The organism is Mycolicibacterium fallax (assembly GCF_010726955.1).
In the GTDB taxonomy this organism is placed as follows: Bacteria; Actinomycetota; Actinomycetes; order Mycobacteriales; family Mycobacteriaceae; genus Mycobacterium; species Mycobacterium fallax.
On record NZ_AP022603.1, the window covers coordinates 2,023,211 to 2,041,072 of the forward strand.

General features: G+C 71.5%; 17 protein-coding genes. 15 read left to right on the top strand and 2 right to left on the bottom strand.

Annotated elements, in window-relative coordinates; genetic code table 11:
- The first annotated feature begins 89 nt into the window (after positions 1-89).
- Entirely contained in the window at positions 90-788 is a 699-nt protein-coding gene (locus tag G6N10_RS09580; protein ID WP_085095255.1) for a GtrA family protein, read from the top strand.
- On the opposite strand, the gene G6N10_RS09585 is transcribed toward G6N10_RS09580, so the two are convergent.
- Positions 785-1,297, bottom strand: a complete 513-nt coding sequence (locus tag G6N10_RS09585) for a PH domain-containing protein (RefSeq protein WP_085095257.1) — start codon at positions 1,295-1,297, stop codon at positions 785-787. The genes G6N10_RS09580 and G6N10_RS09585 overlap by 4 nt on opposite strands.
- Before the next feature lie 116 nt (positions 1,298-1,413).
- Here G6N10_RS09585 and G6N10_RS09590 point away from each other — a divergent pair, with 116 nt between their 5' ends.
- From G6N10_RS09590 to G6N10_RS09630, 9 genes are all read left to right on the top strand, one after another.
- Positions 1,414-3,054, top strand: a complete 1,641-nt coding sequence (locus G6N10_RS09590; RefSeq protein WP_085095259.1) for an acyl-CoA carboxylase subunit beta — start codon at positions 1,414-1,416, stop codon at positions 3,052-3,054.
- A gap of 47 nt (positions 3,055-3,101) precedes the next feature.
- Positions 3,102-3,380: an acyl-CoA carboxylase subunit epsilon gene (locus G6N10_RS09595; RefSeq protein WP_085095261.1), complete on the top strand. Its 279-nt coding sequence runs from the start codon at positions 3,102-3,104 to the stop codon at positions 3,378-3,380.
- 19 nt (positions 3,381-3,399) lie between these two features.
- The gene (locus G6N10_RS09600; protein ID WP_085095263.1) at positions 3,400-4,038 is read left to right on the top strand and encodes a Maf family protein; all 639 of its coding nucleotides are present in this window, start codon (positions 3,400-3,402) and stop codon (positions 4,036-4,038) included.
- A gap of 60 nt (positions 4,039-4,098) precedes the next feature.
- Positions 4,099-4,998: a sulfurtransferase gene (locus tag G6N10_RS09605; RefSeq protein ID WP_085095266.1), complete on the top strand. Its 900-nt coding sequence runs from the start codon at positions 4,099-4,101 to the stop codon at positions 4,996-4,998.
- 8 nt (positions 4,999-5,006) lie between these two features.
- Entirely contained in the window at positions 5,007-5,432 is a 426-nt protein-coding gene (locus G6N10_RS09610) for a SufE family protein (protein WP_085095268.1), read from the top strand.
- A gap of 387 nt (positions 5,433-5,819) precedes the next feature.
- Positions 5,820-7,610: an acetyl/propionyl/methylcrotonyl-CoA carboxylase subunit alpha gene (locus tag G6N10_RS09615; protein ID WP_085095270.1), complete on the top strand. Its 1,791-nt coding sequence runs from the start codon at positions 5,820-5,822 to the stop codon at positions 7,608-7,610.
- A gap of 12 nt (positions 7,611-7,622) precedes the next feature.
- Positions 7,623-7,943 (top strand): hypothetical protein, encoded by a 321-nt coding sequence (locus tag G6N10_RS09620; RefSeq protein ID WP_085095271.1) that lies wholly within the window; start codon positions 7,623-7,625, stop codon positions 7,941-7,943.
- A 5-nt stretch (positions 7,944-7,948) separates the two neighbouring features.
- Positions 7,949-8,935 carry a malate dehydrogenase gene (locus tag G6N10_RS09625; protein ID WP_165757664.1) on the top strand — a complete coding sequence of 329 codons (987 nt, stop codon included), beginning with the start codon at positions 7,949-7,951 and terminating at the stop codon, positions 8,933-8,935.
- A gap of 75 nt (positions 8,936-9,010) precedes the next feature.
- Positions 9,011-9,349, top strand: coding sequence for a PASTA domain-containing protein (locus G6N10_RS09630; RefSeq protein WP_085095274.1), 339 nt, complete (start codon positions 9,011-9,013; stop codon positions 9,347-9,349).
- A 16-nt stretch (positions 9,350-9,365) separates the two neighbouring features.
- Here G6N10_RS09630 and G6N10_RS09635 read toward each other — a convergent pair whose 3' ends face one another.
- Positions 9,366-9,755: a hypothetical protein gene (locus tag G6N10_RS09635; protein ID WP_085095275.1), complete on the bottom strand. Its 390-nt coding sequence runs from the start codon at positions 9,753-9,755 to the stop codon at positions 9,366-9,368.
- A 58-nt stretch (positions 9,756-9,813) separates the two neighbouring features.
- Here G6N10_RS09635 and G6N10_RS20390 point away from each other — a divergent pair, with 58 nt between their 5' ends.
- The 5 genes from G6N10_RS20390 (at position 9,814) to G6N10_RS09660 (ending at position 17,839) form a co-directional block, all read left to right on the top strand.
- Entirely contained in the window at positions 9,814-10,404 is a 591-nt protein-coding gene (locus G6N10_RS20390) for a restriction endonuclease (protein ID WP_234810521.1), read from the top strand.
- 79 nt (positions 10,405-10,483) lie between these two features.
- Positions 10,484-10,786, top strand: a complete 303-nt coding sequence (locus tag G6N10_RS09645) for a FeoA family protein (RefSeq protein ID WP_163742357.1) — start codon at positions 10,484-10,486, stop codon at positions 10,784-10,786.
- Positions 10,783-12,723 carry a ferrous iron transporter B gene (gene feoB, locus G6N10_RS09650; protein WP_085095277.1) on the top strand — a complete coding sequence of 647 codons (1,941 nt, stop codon included), beginning with the start codon at positions 10,783-10,785 and terminating at the stop codon, positions 12,721-12,723. The genes G6N10_RS09645 and feoB overlap by 4 nt, the downstream gene beginning before the upstream one ends.
- A 13-nt stretch (positions 12,724-12,736) precedes the next feature.
- Positions 12,737-13,297 carry a NifU family protein gene (locus tag G6N10_RS09655; RefSeq protein WP_085095278.1) on the top strand — a complete coding sequence of 187 codons (561 nt, stop codon included), beginning with the start codon at positions 12,737-12,739 and terminating at the stop codon, positions 13,295-13,297.
- A 15-nt stretch (positions 13,298-13,312) separates the two neighbouring features.
- A complete protein-coding gene (locus G6N10_RS09660; RefSeq protein ID WP_085095279.1) occupies positions 13,313-17,839 on the top strand; it encodes a cation-translocating P-type ATPase in 4,527 nt (1,508 codons plus the stop codon).
- The last annotated feature ends 23 nt before the right edge of the window (positions 17,840-17,862 follow it).

The window sequence follows — 17,862 nt, forward strand, 5'->3', positions numbered from 1 at the left end:
CCCGCTGCCCCGAGCGTGGTCAATCTCACCCGGGCAGATCGGGTCTTCGTTTGGGTCCAGAGGTCCCAGTTTCCGTACACTGGACTCTCGTGTCCTTCGCCGATGCCACGATCGCCCGCCTGCCGCGGCAGATCCGTCCCCTAGCCGAGCGGCACCATGAGCTGATCAAGTTCGCGATCGTCGGCGCCACCACGTTCGTCATCGATATGGCGATCTTCTTCTCGCTGAAGCTGACGATCCTGGAACCCAAGCCGGTGACCGCCAAGATCATCGCCGGCATCGTCGCGGTGATCGCGTCCTACATCCTGAACCGGGAGTGGAGCTTCCGGGACCGCGGTGGGCGCGAACGCCACCACGAGGCGCTGCTGTTCTTCGGGGTCAGCGGCATCGGCGTGCTGCTGTCCATGGTCCCGTTGTGGTTCTCCAGCTACGTGCTGATGCTGCGGGTGCCGATGGTGTCGCTGGCCGTGGAGAACATCGCCGACTTCGTCGCCGCTTACATCATCGGCAACCTGCTGCAGATGGCGTTCCGGTTCTGGGCGTTCCGCCGATTCGTGTTCCCGGAGGAATTCGCCCGCGACCCGGAGAAGGCGCTGGAGTCCGCGCTGACCTCCGGTGGCGTCGCCGAGGCGCTGGAGGACGGCTTCGAGGCCCGTCACCTGGGCGACGACGTGATCCGCTCCGGGGTCGACCTCGGCCCCAACGTCACCCCGCTGCGCCGGTCGCGGCGCCGGGCCGCCCGTCAGCTGGACCGCCACCCCGATCCCCGGATCCCCAAGTCCAGCTAGCGCTCGTCGGCATCGAGGGTGTCGAACACCTCGTGGTAGAGCAGCGAATGCACCCGCTCGACCCGGGGCACGTCGTAGAACTCCAGCGGGTCCTGGCTGGCCGATTCGATGATCAGCGTGCCGGTGCGCAGCAGTCGATCGAAGAGCCCGTGGGTGAATTCGACGCTGTTGATCCGGGCCAGCGGAATATCTATGCCGCTGCGGGTCAGCAGGCCGTGCCGGAACATCACCCGGCGGTCGGTGACGACGAAGTGGGTGCTCAACCAGGTCAGGAACGGCCACAGCGTCAGCCAGCAGACCAGCAGCAGCCAGATCGCGCCGATCACCGCCGAAACCACCGCCTTGGCGTTGGGCGCCCAGGACAGCGAATCCACCCAGGCCGCCGCGGCGGCCGCCAGGAACGTCGCGATCAGCAGGATCAGCACCGGCCCGACCAGGCGTTTCCAGTGCGGATGCCGGTGCAGGACCACCACTTCGTCGTCGGCCAGAACGCTGTCGGGATACCCCATGGCAGGAACCCTAACCGCCGCCGGCGGACCCGGTCACGGCCCGATCTCGGCGACACCTTAAGGAATAAATAAGACCCTCTCCCCATCGGCGCCCACCCTGCCGATAACATCAACGGATGACCAGCGTCTCCGAGCACACCGCCGAACCGGCCGCCGAGCACACCATCGACATCCACACCACGGCGGGCAAGCTCGCCGAGCTGCGCAAGCGCGCCGAGGAGGCGCTGCATCCGGTCGGCGAGAAGGCGATCGAGCGGGTCCATGAGAAGGGCAAGCTGACCGCCCGCGAGCGGGTCCTGGCCCTGCTCGACGACGGCTCCTTCGTCGAACTCGACGCCCTGGCCAAGCACCGCAGCAACAACTTCGGCATGGAGTCCAAGCGGCCGCTCGGCGACGGCGTCATCACCGGCTACGGCACCATCGACGGCCGCGAGGTCTGCGTGTTCAGCCAGGACGCCACCGTGTTCGGCGGCAGCCTCGGCGAGGTCTACGGCGAGAAGATCGTCAAGGTGCAGGAGCTGGCGATCAAGACCGGCCGCCCGCTGATCGGCATCAACGACGGCGCCGGCGCGCGCATCCAGGAGGGCGTGGTCTCCCTCGGCCTGTACAGCAAGATCTTCCGCAACAACATCCTGGCCTCCGGGGTCATCCCGCAGATCTCGCTGATCATGGGCGCGGCGGCCGGCGGCCACGTGTACTCCCCCGCGCTGACCGACTTCATCGTGATGGTCGACCAGACCTCCCAGATGTTCATCACCGGCCCCGACGTGATCAAGACGGTGACCGGCGAGGACGTCACCCAGGAGGAACTCGGCGGCGCCCACACCCACATGGGCAAGTCCGGCACCGTGCACTACGTGGCCTCCGGCGAGCAGGATGCCCTGGACTACGTCCGTGACCTGCTCGGCTACCTGCCCCCGAACAACTACGCCGAGCCGCCGCGCTACCCGGCGCCGGCGCACCCGGGTGCCATCGAGGACAACCTCACCGCCGACGACCTTGAGCTCGACACGCTGATCCCGGATTCCCCGAACCAGCCCTACGACATGCACGAGGTGATCAACCGGATCCTCGACGACGCCGAGTTCCTGGAGGTCCAGGCCGGCTACGCGGCGAACGTGATCTGCGGCTTCGGCCGGGTCGACGGCCGGGCGGTGGGCGTGGTGGCCAACCAGCCCACCCAGTTCGCCGGCTGCCTGGACATCAACGCCTCGGAGAAGGCCGCCCGGTTCGTGCGGACCTGCGACGCGTTCAACATCCCGATCATCATGCTGGTCGACGTCCCGGGCTTCCTGCCGGGCACCGACCAGGAGTACAACGGCATCATCCGCCGCGGCGCCAAGCTGCTCTACGCCTACGGTGAGGCCACCGTCGCCAAGGTCACCGTCATCACCCGCAAGGCCTACGGCGGTGCGTACTGCGTGATGGGTTCCAAGGACATGGGCTGCGACGTGAACGTCGCCTGGCCGACCGCGCAGATCGCGGTGATGGGCGCCTCCGGCGCGGTGGGCTTCGTCTATCGCAACCAGCTCAAGGAGGCCGCCGCCAGCGGCGAGGACGTCGACGCGCTCCGGCTGCAACTGCAGGACGAGTACGAGGACACCCTGGTGAACCCCTACGTGGCGGCCGAGCGCGGCTACATCGACGCCGTCATCCCGCCGTCGCACACCCGCGGCTACATCTCCACCGCACTGCGGCTGCTGGAGCGCAAGATCGTGCAGCTGCCGCCGAAGAAGCACGGCAACATCCCGCTGTAGTTGATGGTCGATTCATCAACGAGCCTGCCGAGCAAAGGATTTCGACCATGAACCACGATGCCGACATCACCGAGGTCAGCGACCACCGGGACATCACCATCGATGACCCCAAGCGCGATGCGCCGGAGATCCGTGTCGTCAAGGGCAATCCGACCGACGAGGACGTCGCTGCCCTGACCACGGTGCTGTCCGGGTTGACGGCCAACGGCGGCGATCCCGGCCCCCAGGAGTACAACCCCTGGGGACACCCGGTGGACAAGCTGCGCTACGCGTTGACCAGCTGGCAGCGGGTGACCCTGCTGGAGCGCACCCACCTGCGGCGATGACAGTGCGTCGAGCCCGCCGGTGACCCGCCTGGTGCTGGGGTCGGCCTCCACCGGCCGGCTCTCGGTGCTGCGCGGTGCCGGCGTCGAACCGACGGTGATCGTCTCCGACGTCGACGAGGACGCGGTGCTGGCCGCGCACGCCGGGGCCGATCCGGCGGATGCGGTGGCGGCGCTGGCCCGCGCCAAGGCCGAGGTGGTGGCCGCACGGGTGCCGCCCGGCCTGGCCTCCGATTGCGTTGTGATCGGCTGCGATTCGATGCTGCTGTTGCGGGATCGTTTGTGCGGCAAACCCGGGACCGTCGAACGCGCCCGCGCTCAATGGGCGTCGATGGCAGGGCACTCCGGACGACTGCTCAGCGGGCACGCCGCAATTCGGTTGCGCGACGGCGAGATTGCCGGCATCGAGACCGGAACCGATTCCACCACCGTGTATTTCGGCACTCCGACACCGGACGACCTGGATGCCTACCTGGCTTCCGGCGAACCGCTGGGAGTGGCCGGCGGATTCACCCTGGACGGGCTGGGCGGCTGGTTCGTCGACCGGATCGACGGCGACCCGTCGAATGTCGTCGGGTTGAGCCTGCCGCTGCTGCGCCGGTTGCTGGCTCGCCTGCAGGTTTCGGTGGCCGCGGTGTGGGCGGCCAATCCGCCCCGCTGACGTCCGCCCGCGGACAGGAATGCACCGTGCCGCCGTGGGCCCCGGAGTAGGCTCGCCAGCGTGCCGCTGCCTGCAGATCCCAGCCCCGAACTCGCCGCCTACGCCCACCCGGAACGCCTGGTCACCGCTGACTGGCTGTCCGCGCACCTCGGCTCACCCGGCCTGGCCATCGTCGAATCCGACGAGGACACCCTGCTCTACGACATCGGCCACATCCCCGGTGCGGTGAAGGTCGACTGGCACACCGATCTCAATGATCCGGTGGTCCGCGACTACATCGACGGTGCGCGGTTCGCCGCGCTGATGGACAGCAAGGGCATCTCCCGAGACGACACCGTGGTCATCTACGGCGACAAGTCCAACTGGTGGGCCGCCTACGCGCTGTGGGTCTTCACCCTGTTCGGCCACCCCGACGTCCGGCTGCTCGACGGCGGCCGGGACCTGTGGCTCTCCGACGGCCGGGAGACCACCCTGGACGTCCCGTCCCGGACCAGCACCGGCTACCCCGTCGTCACCCGCGGGGACGCCGCGATCCGCGCCTACAAGGACGACGTGCTGGCCACCCTCGGCGCCGAGACCCTGATCGACGTGCGCTCCCCGCAGGAATACACCGGCGAACGCACCCACATGCCGGACTACCCGGAGGAGGGCGCGCTGCGCGGCGGGCACATCCCCACCGCGGTGTCGGTGCCGTGGTCGCGCGCGGCGGCCGACAACGGGCGGTTCCGCCCGCGCGCCGAACTGGAACAGGTCTACGACTTCGTGCTGGACAACCCCGAGGACAAGGTGATCGCCTACTGCCGGATCGGGGAACGCTCCAGCCACACCTGGTTCGTGCTCACCCACCTGCTCGGTGTGCCGGGCGTGCGCAACTACGACGGCTCCTGGACCGAGTGGGGCAATCTGGTGCGGGTGCCGGTCGTCGCCGGCGAGGAACCCGGCACCGCACCCGGAGCCTGAGCCGCCGCATGACGATGCCCGCCGCACTGGCCGAGGTGGTCGCCGACTTCACCGAGGTGACCGGCCAGGACAAGCTCGCCCTGCTGCTGGAGTTCGCCGGGGAACTGCCGCCGCTGCCGCCGGAACTGCAGGAGGCGGCGATGGAACCGGTACCCGAATGCCAGTCGCCGCTGTTCCTGCACGTCGACGCGGCCGACCCGGCGCGGGTGCGGCTGTATTTCAGCGCCCCGCCGGAGGCGCCGACCACCCGCGGCTTCGCGTCCATCCTGGCCACCGGGCTCGACGGCCAGTCCGCCGCCGAGATCCTGGCGGTTCCGGACGATTTCTACGCCGAATTGGGCCTTGCGGCGCTGATCAGCCCGCTGCGACTGCGCGGCATGTCCGCAATGCTCACTCGGATCAAGCGCCGCATCCGGTCCCAAACCCGACCCTGACCAGCCCCCGGGTCGCCACCGCCGCCCCGGATCAAGCGCCGCATCCGGTCCCAAACCCGACCCTGACCAGCCCCCGGGTCGCCACCGCCGACTCGGATCAAGCGCCGCATCCGGTCCGAAACCCGAGCCTGACCAGCCCCATGGTCGCCACCGCCGCCCCGGATCAAGCGCCGCATCCGGTCCGAAACCCAAGCCTGACCAGCCCCATGGTCGCCACCGCCGCCTCGGATCAAGCGCCGTATCCGGTCCGAAACCCAAGCCTCGGGAAACAACCCAACCCGCCAGTAACCCGGACCCGCTCGCCGAGAGCGAACCAGCGTGCTTAAACTCTGACCCGACGCATTATTAAAGACCTTTCTTAGAGATGCCAGCTGCTAGGAGGCACAGGTGCCCAATTCCGCTAACGCGACCATCACCAAGGTCCTGGTAGCCAACCGTGGAGAGATCGCCGTCCGCGTGATCCGCGCCGCCAAGGATGCCGGTCTGGCCAGCGTGGCGGTCTACGCCGAGCCCGACGCCAGCGCCCCGCACGTGCGGCTGGCCGACGAGGCGTTCGCCCTGGGCGGGCAGACCTCGGCCGAGTCGTACCTGGACTTCGCCAAGCTGCTGGACGCGGCCGCCAAGTCCGGCGCCAACGCGATTCACCCCGGCTACGGCTTCCTCTCGGAGAACGCCGAATTCGCCCAGGCCGTCATCGACGCCGGGCTGATCTGGATCGGGCCCAGCCCGCAGTCGATCCGGGACCTCGGCGACAAGGTCACCGCCCGGCACATCGCCGCCCGCGCCAAGGCCCCGCTGGTGCCCGGCACCCCGGACCCGGTCAAGGACGCCGACGAGGTCGTCGCGTTCGCCAAGGAGTACGGCGTGCCGATCGCGATCAAGGCCGCCTTCGGCGGTGGCGGCCGCGGCATGAAGGTCGCCCGCACCATCGAGGAGATCCCCGAGCTGTTCGAGTCGGCCACCCGCGAGGCCGTGGCCGCGTTCGGCCGGGGCGAGTGCTTCGTCGAGCGCTACCTGGACAAGCCGCGCCACGTCGAGGCCCAGGTCATCGCCGACCAGCACGGCAACGTCGTCGTCGCCGGCACCCGCGACTGCTCGCTGCAGCGCCGCTTCCAGAAGCTCGTCGAGGAGGCCCCGGCACCGTTCCTGAGCGACGCCCAGCGCACCGAGATCCACGAGTCCGCCAAGCGGATCTGCAAGGAGGCCGGCTACTACGGCGCGGGCACGGTGGAGTACCTGGTCGGCCAGGACGGCCTGATCTCCTTCCTGGAGGTCAACACCCGCCTGCAGGTGGAGCACCCGGTCACCGAGGAGACCTCCGGCATCGACCTGGTGCGCGAGCAGTTCCGCATCGCCAACGGCGAGAAGTTGGACATCACCGAGGACCCGGAGCCGCGCGGGCACTCCATCGAGTTCCGGATCAACGGCGAGGACGCCGGCCGCGGCTTCCTGCCGGCCCCCGGCCCGGTCACCCGTTTCGACCCGCCCACCGGCCCCGGCATCCGGATGGACTCCGGTGTGGAGACCGGTTCGGTGATCGGCGGCCAGTTCGACTCGATGCTGGCCAAGCTGATCGTCACCGGCGCGAACCGCACCGAGGCGCTGGAGCGCGCCCGTCGCGCCCTGGACGAGTTCCACGTCGAGGGCCTGGCCACGGTCATCCCGTTCGACCGCGTGGTGGTTCGTGACCCGGCCTTCGTCGGCGACGAGAACGGGTTCACCGTGCACACCCGCTGGATCGAGACCGAGTGGGACAACACCGTCGAACCGTTCACCGGTGGCGGCGAGAACGACGCGGAAGAGGCCGAGCCGCGGCAGAAGGTCGTCGTCGAGGTCGGCGGCCGTCGCCTCGAGGTCTCGCTGCCCGCCGACCTGGTCGCCGGCAACGGCGGCGGACACGGCGCCGTGCGGCGCAAGCCCAAGGCCCGCAAGCGCGCCGGCGGCGGTGGCGCCAAGGCCTCCGGCGACTCGGTGACCGCCCCGATGCAGGGCACCGTCGTCAAGGTCGCCGTCGAGGAGGGCCAGCAGGTCGCCGCCGGTGATCTGGTGGTGGTCCTGGAGGCCATGAAGATGGAGAACCCGGTCACCGCGCACAAGGACGGCACCATCACCGGCCTGGCGGTGGAGGCCGGCGCGGCCGTCACCCAGGGCACCGTCATCGCCGAGATCAAGGACTAGCCTCCCCCGAGGATGCAGCCGATCGAGATCAACGCCGGCGGGTGGTACCTGCGCGCGCTGCGGTCCGACGAGCGGATGGACGATCGCCCCGCGCTGGCCGACCTGGGCACCGATGACCCCGGTTACGTCGCGCGGTGCGAGGCCGACTGGGCCGCCGACCGGCGGTACAGCTGGGCGGTCTGTGAGCCGACGACCGGCGAGATGCTGGCCGAGCTGACCCTGGACCCGGCCACCGGCGCGGTCGACTCCCGGGCCCGCGACGGGCACGCTGAGGCCGCCCGGGTCGGCGCCGACGCCGTGCGTCGTTTCGCCGCCGCGCACCCCTTAGGGTGAACGCCATGACCCGACCCCAGATCGTCACCGTCACCGGGGCCGCCGGCCAGATCGGCTACGCGGCCCTGTTTCGGATCGCCGCCGGCGCCATGCTCGGCCACGACACCCCGATCGTGCTGCGGCTGCTGGAGCTGCCCGCCGCGGTGCGGGCCGCCGAGGGCGTGGTGATGGAACTCGACGACTGCTCGTTCCCGCTGCTGGCCGGCCTGGAGATCTACGACGACCCGGTCCGGGCGTTCGACGGCGTCGACGTCGCGCTGCTGGTCGGCGCCAAGCCGCGCAGCAAGGGCATGGAGCGCGCCGACCTGCTCGGCGCGAACGCCGAGATCTTCGCCACCGCCGGCAACGCGCTGAACGCCGGGGCCGGCGCCGACGTGCGGGTGCTGGTGGTCGGCAACCCGGCCAACACCAACGCGATGGTCACCGCCAAGCACGCCCCGGACATCCCCGCCGAGCGGTTCACCGCGCTGACCCGGCTGGACCACAACCGGGCGGTGGCGGCGCTGTCCCGGCACAGCGGCGTGCCGGTCGCCGACATCACCCGGATGACCATCTGGGGCAACCACTCGGCCACCCAGTACCCGGACATCTTCCACGCCCGGGTCGCCGGCCGCTCCGGCGCCGACTATGCCGCCGACACCGACTGGCTGACCGAGGACTTCATCCCGACGGTCGCCAAGCGCGGCACCGCGATCATCGAGGCCCGCGGCGCGAGTTCGGCGGCCTCGGCCGCCAACGGCGCCATCGACCACATCGACGACTGGGTGCACGGCACCGATCCGGACAACTGGACGTCGGTCGCACTGCCCTCCCCCGGGGTCTACGGCATCGAGGAGGGGCTGGTGTGCTCGCTGCCGTGCCGCTCGGTCGACGGCCACTGGCAGGTCGTCGAGGGCCTGCAGATCAACGAGTTCTCCCGGCAGCGCATCGACGCCTCGGTCGCCGAGCTGCGCGGCGAGCGCGACGCCGTCGCCGCCCTGGGCCTGCTGTAACGGACCGGCGACGACCAGCGGTTAACCCGGTGCTGGGGTACATTCGCCACAGACCACGATGATGGGGGTTTCACCATGAGGCGCACTGCCGCGCTGGCCATCACCGCCCTGTTGCTTGCCGGTCCGTTCGCGACGGCCGGCACCGCCGCCGCCGACGACGACGAGGGCGGCTCCGGAGTCGCGATGCCCGACCTGCGCGGCGGCAGCCTGGCCGAGGCCCAGGAGACCATGGCGCACCTGGACGCCGGGTTCCCCGTCGAGCTCGACTCGATCAACATTGCCGGCTACCCGCAGAAGCAGTACGCCACCAACATGTGGAAGGTGTGCTCGCAGCTGCCCAAGCCGGGCACCGCCGTCACACCGGAGACCTACGCCGCCGTCGGCGTGGTCCGCAAGGGCGAGAGATGCGGCTGACCCACGGCGTGGGCGGCTAACCCGCGCTCAGGCCCGAGCCGGCCAGCGCCGGCAAGAACGTGGTCAGGACCAGCACCATCAGCGTCAGCAGGAACCAGCCGACGCCCTGCCACCCCCACCAGGTGCGCCGGACCCGCCACACCCGGATGGTCTTGACGAACGCGTAGCAGGCGGTACCGAACAACACCAGCGGCGACAGCACCGCCAGCGAGATGCGTTCGGGCCGGCCGCACGCCGCGGTGCTGACGTCGGTCATCGGCCCGCAGCCCCGCAGCCAGAACGACGTGATCAGCAACACCAGTCCGGCGGCCGCGGTGGCGATCACCGCGAATCGGAACGACGCGCGCACGTCGTCGTCGATACGGCCGAGATTGTCACCGGTGCTGGGTTCTGGTTTGTCGGGCATAGCGCCATTGTCCCTGGCGCGCCCCGGACTGTCAGTGCCGGCACATACTCTCGGCCCCGTGCGACTCACCTCAGCGCTGCCGGCCGGGCTGCTCGCCGGCGCAGCGGTCGCGGCCGCCGGGGCCGACCCGCGGTTCGCCCTGGCGGTGGCCGCGCTCGCCGTGCTGGGGCCGATCGCCACCTCCCGCCCGGTCGCCGGGTTCCTGGCCGGCACTCTGACCGGACTGCGCACGCCGCGGCCCGGCGAGGACCGCGGCGCCCGGCACTTGGCGATGTCGGGCACCGAGTTCGAGGAGCACATCGCCAACCTGGCCCGCGGCGCCGGCCTGCCGGTGATCATGACGCCCTACTCCGGCGATTGGGGGGTGGACCTGATCGTCGGGCACCGGCCCCGCCGCGTTGCCGTGCAGTGCAAGCGGCTGTCCCGCCCGGTCGGCCCGGACGCGGTGCAGCAGGTGGTGGCCGGCGCCCCGATGCAGGACTGCACGCGCACCATGGTGGTGTCCAACCAGGGCTTCACCCCGGCGGCCCGGCGGCTGGCCGAAGAGCATGGCTGCACGCTGGTCGGCGGGTCGGAGCTGACCCGGTTCCGCCGGATCCTGCGCGAGGTGACCTTGGACCCCGACGACGGTGACCGCTGCACCGGCTGAGCAAGGTTTGGCATGGCTAAACTCTGAACTGCCGCGGGCATCGTCGCCCCGGCCGAGCATGCCCCCGAGAGGCCCGACGATGTCCGAGTCCCCACCCGCAGCGTCCCCACCCGCAGCGTCCCCACCCGCAGCGTCCCCACCCGCAGCGCCGTTCTCGCTGACCCAGCTCAAGACCGGGTCCAGCGCGCTGATCGTCGGGCTGTCCGAAGACGCCCCGGTCGAGGTCACCACGCGGCTGCGCCACCTGGGCTTTCGCGCGGGCAACGTCGTCGAGGCCCGCCGCCGGGCGCCGCTGCGAGACCCGGTGATGTACCGCCTGCTCGGCTACGACATGTGTCTGCGAGCCAACGAGGCGTGCCACGTCTCGGTGGTCGCGCTGTGACCGCGGCCTGCCACGGCCCCGACGCCTCCGTCGAGCCGACCCCGGGGACTACCCGGATCGCGCTGGTCGGCAGCCCCAACGCCGGCAAGACCAGCGTCTACAACCAGCTGACCGGGATGCGCGCGCGGACCGGCAACTACCCCGGGGTGACCGTCACCCGAACCGTCGGCACCGGGCGGTACAAGGGCCCCGACGGCATCGTCGAGTTCACCATCGAGGACCTGCCGGGCACCTACAGCCTGCACCCGATCAGCCCGGACGAACAGATCGTCGCCGACGTGCTGAACGGCGAGATGACCGGTATCACCGCACCGGAGTCGCTGTCCGTCGTCGTCGATGTCACCGTGCTGGAACGGTCGATGTCGCTGATCGCCCAGGCGATGTCACTGGGCAAGCCGACCATGATCGTGTTGACCATGATCGACGAACTCGCCACCCGCGGCGGGCACGTCGACATCGACGCGTTCGCCGCGGCGATGGGCGTCCCGGTGGTCGGCGTGGTCGGCAGCCGGGGCAAAGGCTTCGACGCGCTGCGCCGGCTGCTGGCCGCCCCGCAGGACTGGCCGCGGGCGCCCATCGCGCCGCCGCGCGACGACGACGAGTTCAACGCGTGGATCACCTCGGTGCTCGACGCCGCCCGGTACCGGGCCCCCGAGCCGGACGCCCGCAGCGCCCGCATCGACCGGCTGCTGCTGCATCCGATCTTCGGCACGCTGATCTTCTTCGCGGTGATGTTCCTGTTCTTCCAGGTCATCTTCACCGTCGCGGCGCCGCTGCAGGACCTCGTCGAGCAGGGCTTCGGCTGGCTCGGCACCCAGGCCGCCGAGCTGATCCCGAACTCGATGATCGCCGGGCTGGTCGCCAACGGCATCATCGGCGGCGTCGGCGCGGTGCTGGTGTTCATCCCGCAGATCATGCTGATGTTCCTGCTGCTGGCGCTGCTGGAGAACGTCGGCTACATGTCCCGGGCGGCCTTCCTGGTCGACCGGGTGATGGCGCTGACCGGCCTGGAGGGTCGGGCGTTCGTGGCGATGCTGTCATCGATGGCGTGCGCGGTGCCCGGCATCATGGCCACCCGCACCATGCCGTCGTCGCGGGACCGGATCGCCACCTCGATGGCGGCCCCGCTGATGACCTGCTCGGCGCGGCTGCCGGTCTACATCCTGCTGATCGGGCTGCTGGTCGACAACTCCTCGCGGGTTGGCCCGTTCTCCACCCAGGGCATCGCGATGTTCGGCATGTACCTGCTGGGCGGCGTGTCAGCGATGCTGGCGGCCGGGGTGTTCAAGGCCCGCGTCCTGGGCGGCGAACTGCTGCCGTTCTACATGGAGATGCCGCCCTACCGGTTCCCGTCGCCCAGGTCGGTGGCGCTGAGCCTGTGGGACTCCACCCGGGCATTCCTGCAGCGCGCCGGCACCATCATCCTGGCCACCTCGATCGTGCTGTGGTTCCTGCTGAACCTGCCGACCCGCACCGCCGAGATCGCCGGGATGAGCGAGGCGGACGCCGCGGCCCACGTGCTGGACAATTCCATCGCCGCGTCGATCGGCAAGTTCCTGGCGCCGATCTTCGAACCGCTGGGCTTCGACTGGCGCATCGTCGTCGGCCTGATCGGCGCGATGGCCGCCCGCGAGGTGTTCATCTCCACGATGGGCCAGATCTTCGCCGCCGTCGACCCCGAGAACCCGACGCTGTCGCTGACCAGCGCGGCCTGGACCTCCGGCCCGCACCAGGGCGAACTGCTGTTCAACACGCCGACGATCGTCGCGCTGCTGATCTTCTTCGCCTACGCGCTGCTGTGCATGTCGACGGTCGCGACGATCCGGCGGGAGACCAACTCGTGGCGCTGGCCGGCGATCGCGTGGACCTACATGATCGTGCTCGCCTGGGTGGGCGCCTTCCTCGCTCGCCAATTAACGCTTGCGCTCACCGGGTGACAGACTGGTCGCCATGAGCAGCGGCCCGGCCACCACCACGGTGTCGCTGCACCCGCAGGCATCCACCGATCCCCAGATGCTGCGCTGGGTCACCACCGCGACGCTGCCCGCCGAACTGCCCGTGCTGGACCGGCTGGTCGCCGACGGCGTGCTGGCCAGGTCGGAGATCGGCGCCGGGGAGATCCGCACGTGGCTGGCCGACGGCAGCTCCTGGGACACCGCGGGCCCGGTGGTGCGCACCGCCCTGTTCGCCGCGCTGCGCCAACTGCCGCACACCCCCGCGCTGTCCGGCGAGCTGCTGGCCGAGCGGATCGCCGAGCTGATCGCCCGCGAGGTCGCGCCGGTCGCGGCCTCACACGGCGGCGGCATCACCGTCGAATCCGTGCGCGAGGGCGTCCTGACCGTCGCCATGACCGGCGCCTGTCACGGCTGCTCGCTGGGGCACAAGACCCTCGACGATCTGGTCCGCGAGACCGTCACCGCACACTTCCCGCAGATCCACACGGTCCGGGCGGCCAACCCCCGCCGATCCCGATTCGCCCTGGGTATCCCCGGCCTCAAGAAAAGCAAGTAAAGGGACACGATTTTCATGGGACTGCTGTCCACCCCGTTTCGGGTTGCTCAGTTCGCCGTGGGCGCCGCCCTGGTCGGCGGCGACACCGCGCTCAAGGCCGGCCGCAACGTCACCGGGGCGGTGCTCGGCGCGGCGCTGGCCCCGGTGCCGCAGGCCGCCGAACTGGTGCAGGACGCCGCGGGCATGGTGGTCGAGGCGCTGTCCGGTCCGCCGGTGCGGCGCACCAGTACCCGCGGCGAGCGCCGGTGGATCGAGGTGCGCGGCCTGGCCGGCCCGCACGGCGAGCGGATCGCCGCCGAGGTGGCGATTTTCCTCACCGAGACCGACGGGGTCCGCGACGCCGTCGTCAACCAGGCCACCGCGCGCGTCGTGGTCACCGTCGGCGAGCACGGGCCGAGTGCCCGCGCGCTGGCACGGATCGTCGCCGAGGCCGAGGAACACGCCGCAGGCGAGCGGCAACGCGAACTGCCGACCACGCTGCCCGGCGACGACGCCGCGCTGGCCGGCCGGCTGCTGGCCGCCTCGGTGTCCACCGTCGGGCTGGGCATCGGTACCGCCGGTGCCGCGCTGCGGATGATGGGCCTGACCCGGGCGGTGGCGGCACCGTTCACGCTGGCCGGCTCGTCGCCGACGGTCCGCCGCCGGATCCAGGCGCACCTGGGACCCTACGGCAGCGAACTCGCGATGGCACTGGCCGCCGGCGTCACCGGCACCGTGACCCTGTCCGCCACCGGGCTGGCCAACGAGGCCGCCACCCGGTGGATGCTGGCCGCCGAGACACTGACCGCCCGACGCGGCTGGCAGCTCGCCGAGGAACAGCTGGCCCGTCAGGCCCTCGCCGCCCCCGACACCCACCCCAGGGTGCCGCGCAACGCCGCCGACCTGGCCCGCGGCGTCGGAGACCGCTACGCCGACCGGGCCGCGGCCGTCGGGCTGGGCGCGGCCGCCGCGCTCGGCGTCTTCACCCGCGACAGCGACCTGGCCGGCGCGGCCGCCGTGACCGCCGCCGCCCTACCCGTCCGCAGCACCCGGGAGTCGTTCGCGATCTCGCTGGGCCGCGGGCTGATCGGCCGGCACGACGCGCTGATCCTGCGCCCGGCGGTGCTGCGTCGGCTCGACGTCATCGACACTCTGCTGATCGACCCGCGGGTGCTGCACACCGACGAGCTGACCGTGACCCAGATCACCGGCGTCGACCCCGCCGATCGCGGGCCGGCCTGGGCGGCCGCCCGGGCCGCCCTGCAAGAGGGTGCGCTGTCCCCCGGCTGGCACCCGCTGGCCGACATCCCCGGAGCCGGCGACACCGGGCAGGCCCTGGTCAGCCCGCTGCGCGATCCGCTGGCGGCCGCGCTGGTCACCGAGGCCCGCCGGGTCGGGCTGCGGGTCGTCGCGCTCGCCGACGACGGGCTGCGCTCGCTCGGCCAGGGCTTCGACGAACTGTTCGCGCACACCGGCTCCGCCGACGCGGCGCTGGCCGCCGCGCTCGGCGAGCTGCACGACGCCGAGCGGCAGGTCGCGGTGCTGACCGGCTCGGCCGAGGTGGCCGCGCTGCCCAGCGCGATCACCGTCGGACTGTGGCGCGACGGCAGCACCCCGCCCTGGGGTGCGGACCTGCTGCTGCCGGACCTGGCCGGGGTGTGGCGGTTTGTCCGCGCCCTGCCTGCCGCCGCCCGGGCCGCCGAACGCGGCGTGCAGGCCGCGGCGTCGGGCTCGGTGCTCGGCGCCCTGATGCTGATCCCCGACGTGCCCGGCAGCGGCCCCGGCTCGGTCAACCTGTCCGCGCTGGCCGCACTGTGGACCGGTTACCGGCTCGGCGCGAAGGTGTTCGACGGTCCGCTGCCGCACCCGGAGTCCGGCCACGACTGGCACGCGCTGCCGGTCGACGAGGTGACCCGGCTGCTGCCGCGCCCGGATCGCACCGACGAGGCCGCCGACGGTGACGACGGCACCGTGCTGGCCGGCGCGCTGACGCCGCTGCGGCCGCTGACGGCGGCCGTCGGGGCCGTCTGGGGCTGGGCCGGCGACATGTTCGAGGCGATCCGCGAAGACCTCGACGACCCGATCACCCCGATCCTGGCGACCGGTGCCGTGGCCACCGCGCTGCTGGGTTCGCCGCTGGACGCCGCCATGGTCGGCGGGGTGTTGCTGCTGAACACCAGCATCTCCGCGCAGCAGTCGGTGCACGCCGAACGCGTGCTCGGCGAGTTGCTGGCCGTGCAGGAGCCGCTGGCCCGCCGGCTGCGCGGCGCCGTCGGGGAACCGGACTTCGAGATGGTGCCGGCCGGGCGGTTGGCGCTCGGCGACCTGATTCTGGTGGTCTCCGGCGAGGTGGTGCCGGCCGACGGCCGGATCCTGGCCGCCGAATCCGCTGAGGCCGACGAGTCCGCGCTGACCGGGGAATCGCTGCCGGTGCCCAAGGACCTCGACCCCACCCCGGGCGCCCCGCTGGCCGAACGCTCCGGAATGCTCTTCGCCGGCACCACCCTGGTGACCGGCCGGGCCACCGCCGTCGTCACCGCCGTCGGCGGCAGCACCCAGATGAACCGGGCCTCGGCGATGCAGGCCCGCAAGGCCCGCAAGGTCGGCCTGCAGGCCCAGCTGACCCGGATCACCAACCAGGCGCTGCCGTGGAGCCTCGCCGGCGGCGGTGCGGTCGGGCTGCTGTCGCTGCTGCGCGGCAACCCGCTGCGGACGTCGGCCGCCTCCGGGGTGGCGATCGCGGTGGCCGCGGTACCCGAGGGGCTGCCGTTGGTGGTGACGCTGGCGCAGCTGGCCGCCGCCCGCCGGCTGACCGAGAACGAGGTGCTGATCCGCAACCCGCGGGCCATCGAGGCGTTCGCCCGGCTCGATGTGGTGTGCTTCGACAAGACCGGTACGCTCAGCGAGAACCGGCTGCAGGTCACCGCCCTGCGCGGGGTCAACGGCGTCGATCAGGCCGACCTGCTCAGCGCCGCCCTCGACACCGTGCTGCCGCGCAAGGGCCAGCGCATCGACCACGCCACCGACGAGGCGATCCGGCTCAAGGCCACCGAACTCGGCCTGGACATCACCGGCGTCGACGTACACCTGCCGTTCCAGTCCGATCGGCAGTACGCCGCGGCGATCAACGGCAACCGGTTGTCGGTCAAGGGTGCCCCCGAGGCCATCGTCGGCGCGCTGTACGGCGGCGACCCGCTCAGCCCGCTGATCGCGGAGATGACCGCGGCCGGGCTGCGGGTCATCGCCGTCGCCGACCGGTACCTGACCGACGAGCAGGTGGCGGCCGCCGAGGCCGATCCGGTGGTGTTCGCCGAGCTGTGCGCCGCCGAGCTGTCCCCGATCGGTGCAATCGGCATCGCCGACACCCCGCGGCCGTCGGCCCGACCGCTGCTGGCGGAACTGCAGTCCCGCGGCATCGGGGTGCGGCTGATCACCGGCGACCACCCGGTCACAGCCAGGGTGATCGCCGGCGACCTGGGCCTGACGGTGTCCGACACGGAGATCATCACCGGCACCGAATGGGAGGTGCTGACCACCGACGGCCGGATCGAGGCGGTCCGGCGCTGCCAGGTGTTCGCCCGGATGGCGCCCGAGCACAAGGTGCAGGTGGTGCAGGCCCTGGAGGCCGCCGACCTGGTCACCGCGATGGTCGGCGACGGCGCCAACGACGCGGCCGCGATCCGCGCCGCCACCGTCGGCGTCGGGCTGGTCGCCAGCGGCAGCGACACCGCCCGCACCGCCGCCGACGTGCTGCTGCTCGACGGCCAGATCGGCGCGCTGGTCGACGCCATCGACGAGGGCCACCAGCTGTGGCGGCGGGTGCAGGCCGCGGTGTCGATGCTCGTCGGACACAACCTCGGTGAGGTCGCCTTCGCGCTGATCACCAGCCTGCTGACCGGGCAGCCGGCGCTGTCGGCCCGGCAGATCCTGCTGATCAACATGCTCACCGACGCGCTGCCCGCGGCGGCGCTGGCGGTCAGCCCGCAGCTGGGCAACGGGCTGGCCGACTTCGACGAGGACGCGCTGTGGCGGGCGATCTACGTGCACGGCGCCTCGACCACGCTCGGCGCGACGACGGCGTGGGCGATGGGCCGGATGACCGGGCGACCCGAACGCGCGGCGACCGTCGGCCTGGCCGGGCTGGTGTTGACCCAGCTGTTCTCGATCGTCTCGGAGTCACACGGGCCGCTGGTGGTGGCCACCAGCGCCGGCACCTTCGTGGTGATGGCCGGGATGATCAGCACTCCCGGGATCAGCCAGCTGTTCGGCTGCACCCCGCTCGGGCCGATCGGCTGGGGTCAGGCGGCACTGGCCGCGGGCGCGGCAACCGCGTTCGCCAAGGTGGCCCCGGACCTCGTCGAGAAGGCCGGTCAGTGGGCCGGGCAGAAGCTGGCGTCCGGCGCGGAGACGGTACTGAAGTCCGCGGACACTGCCGTCCCCGGGGACCGGGAGCGGGCCGAACGCCGGCGCGAAGCCGAAGAGCAGGCCGACGAATCGTTGGGTGCGCAGGTCGCCGAGGAGGCCGTGCTGGATCTGGTGGCGGACCTCATCGAGGACCTGTGATGCCCGCTTGCGCTACGGCGGGG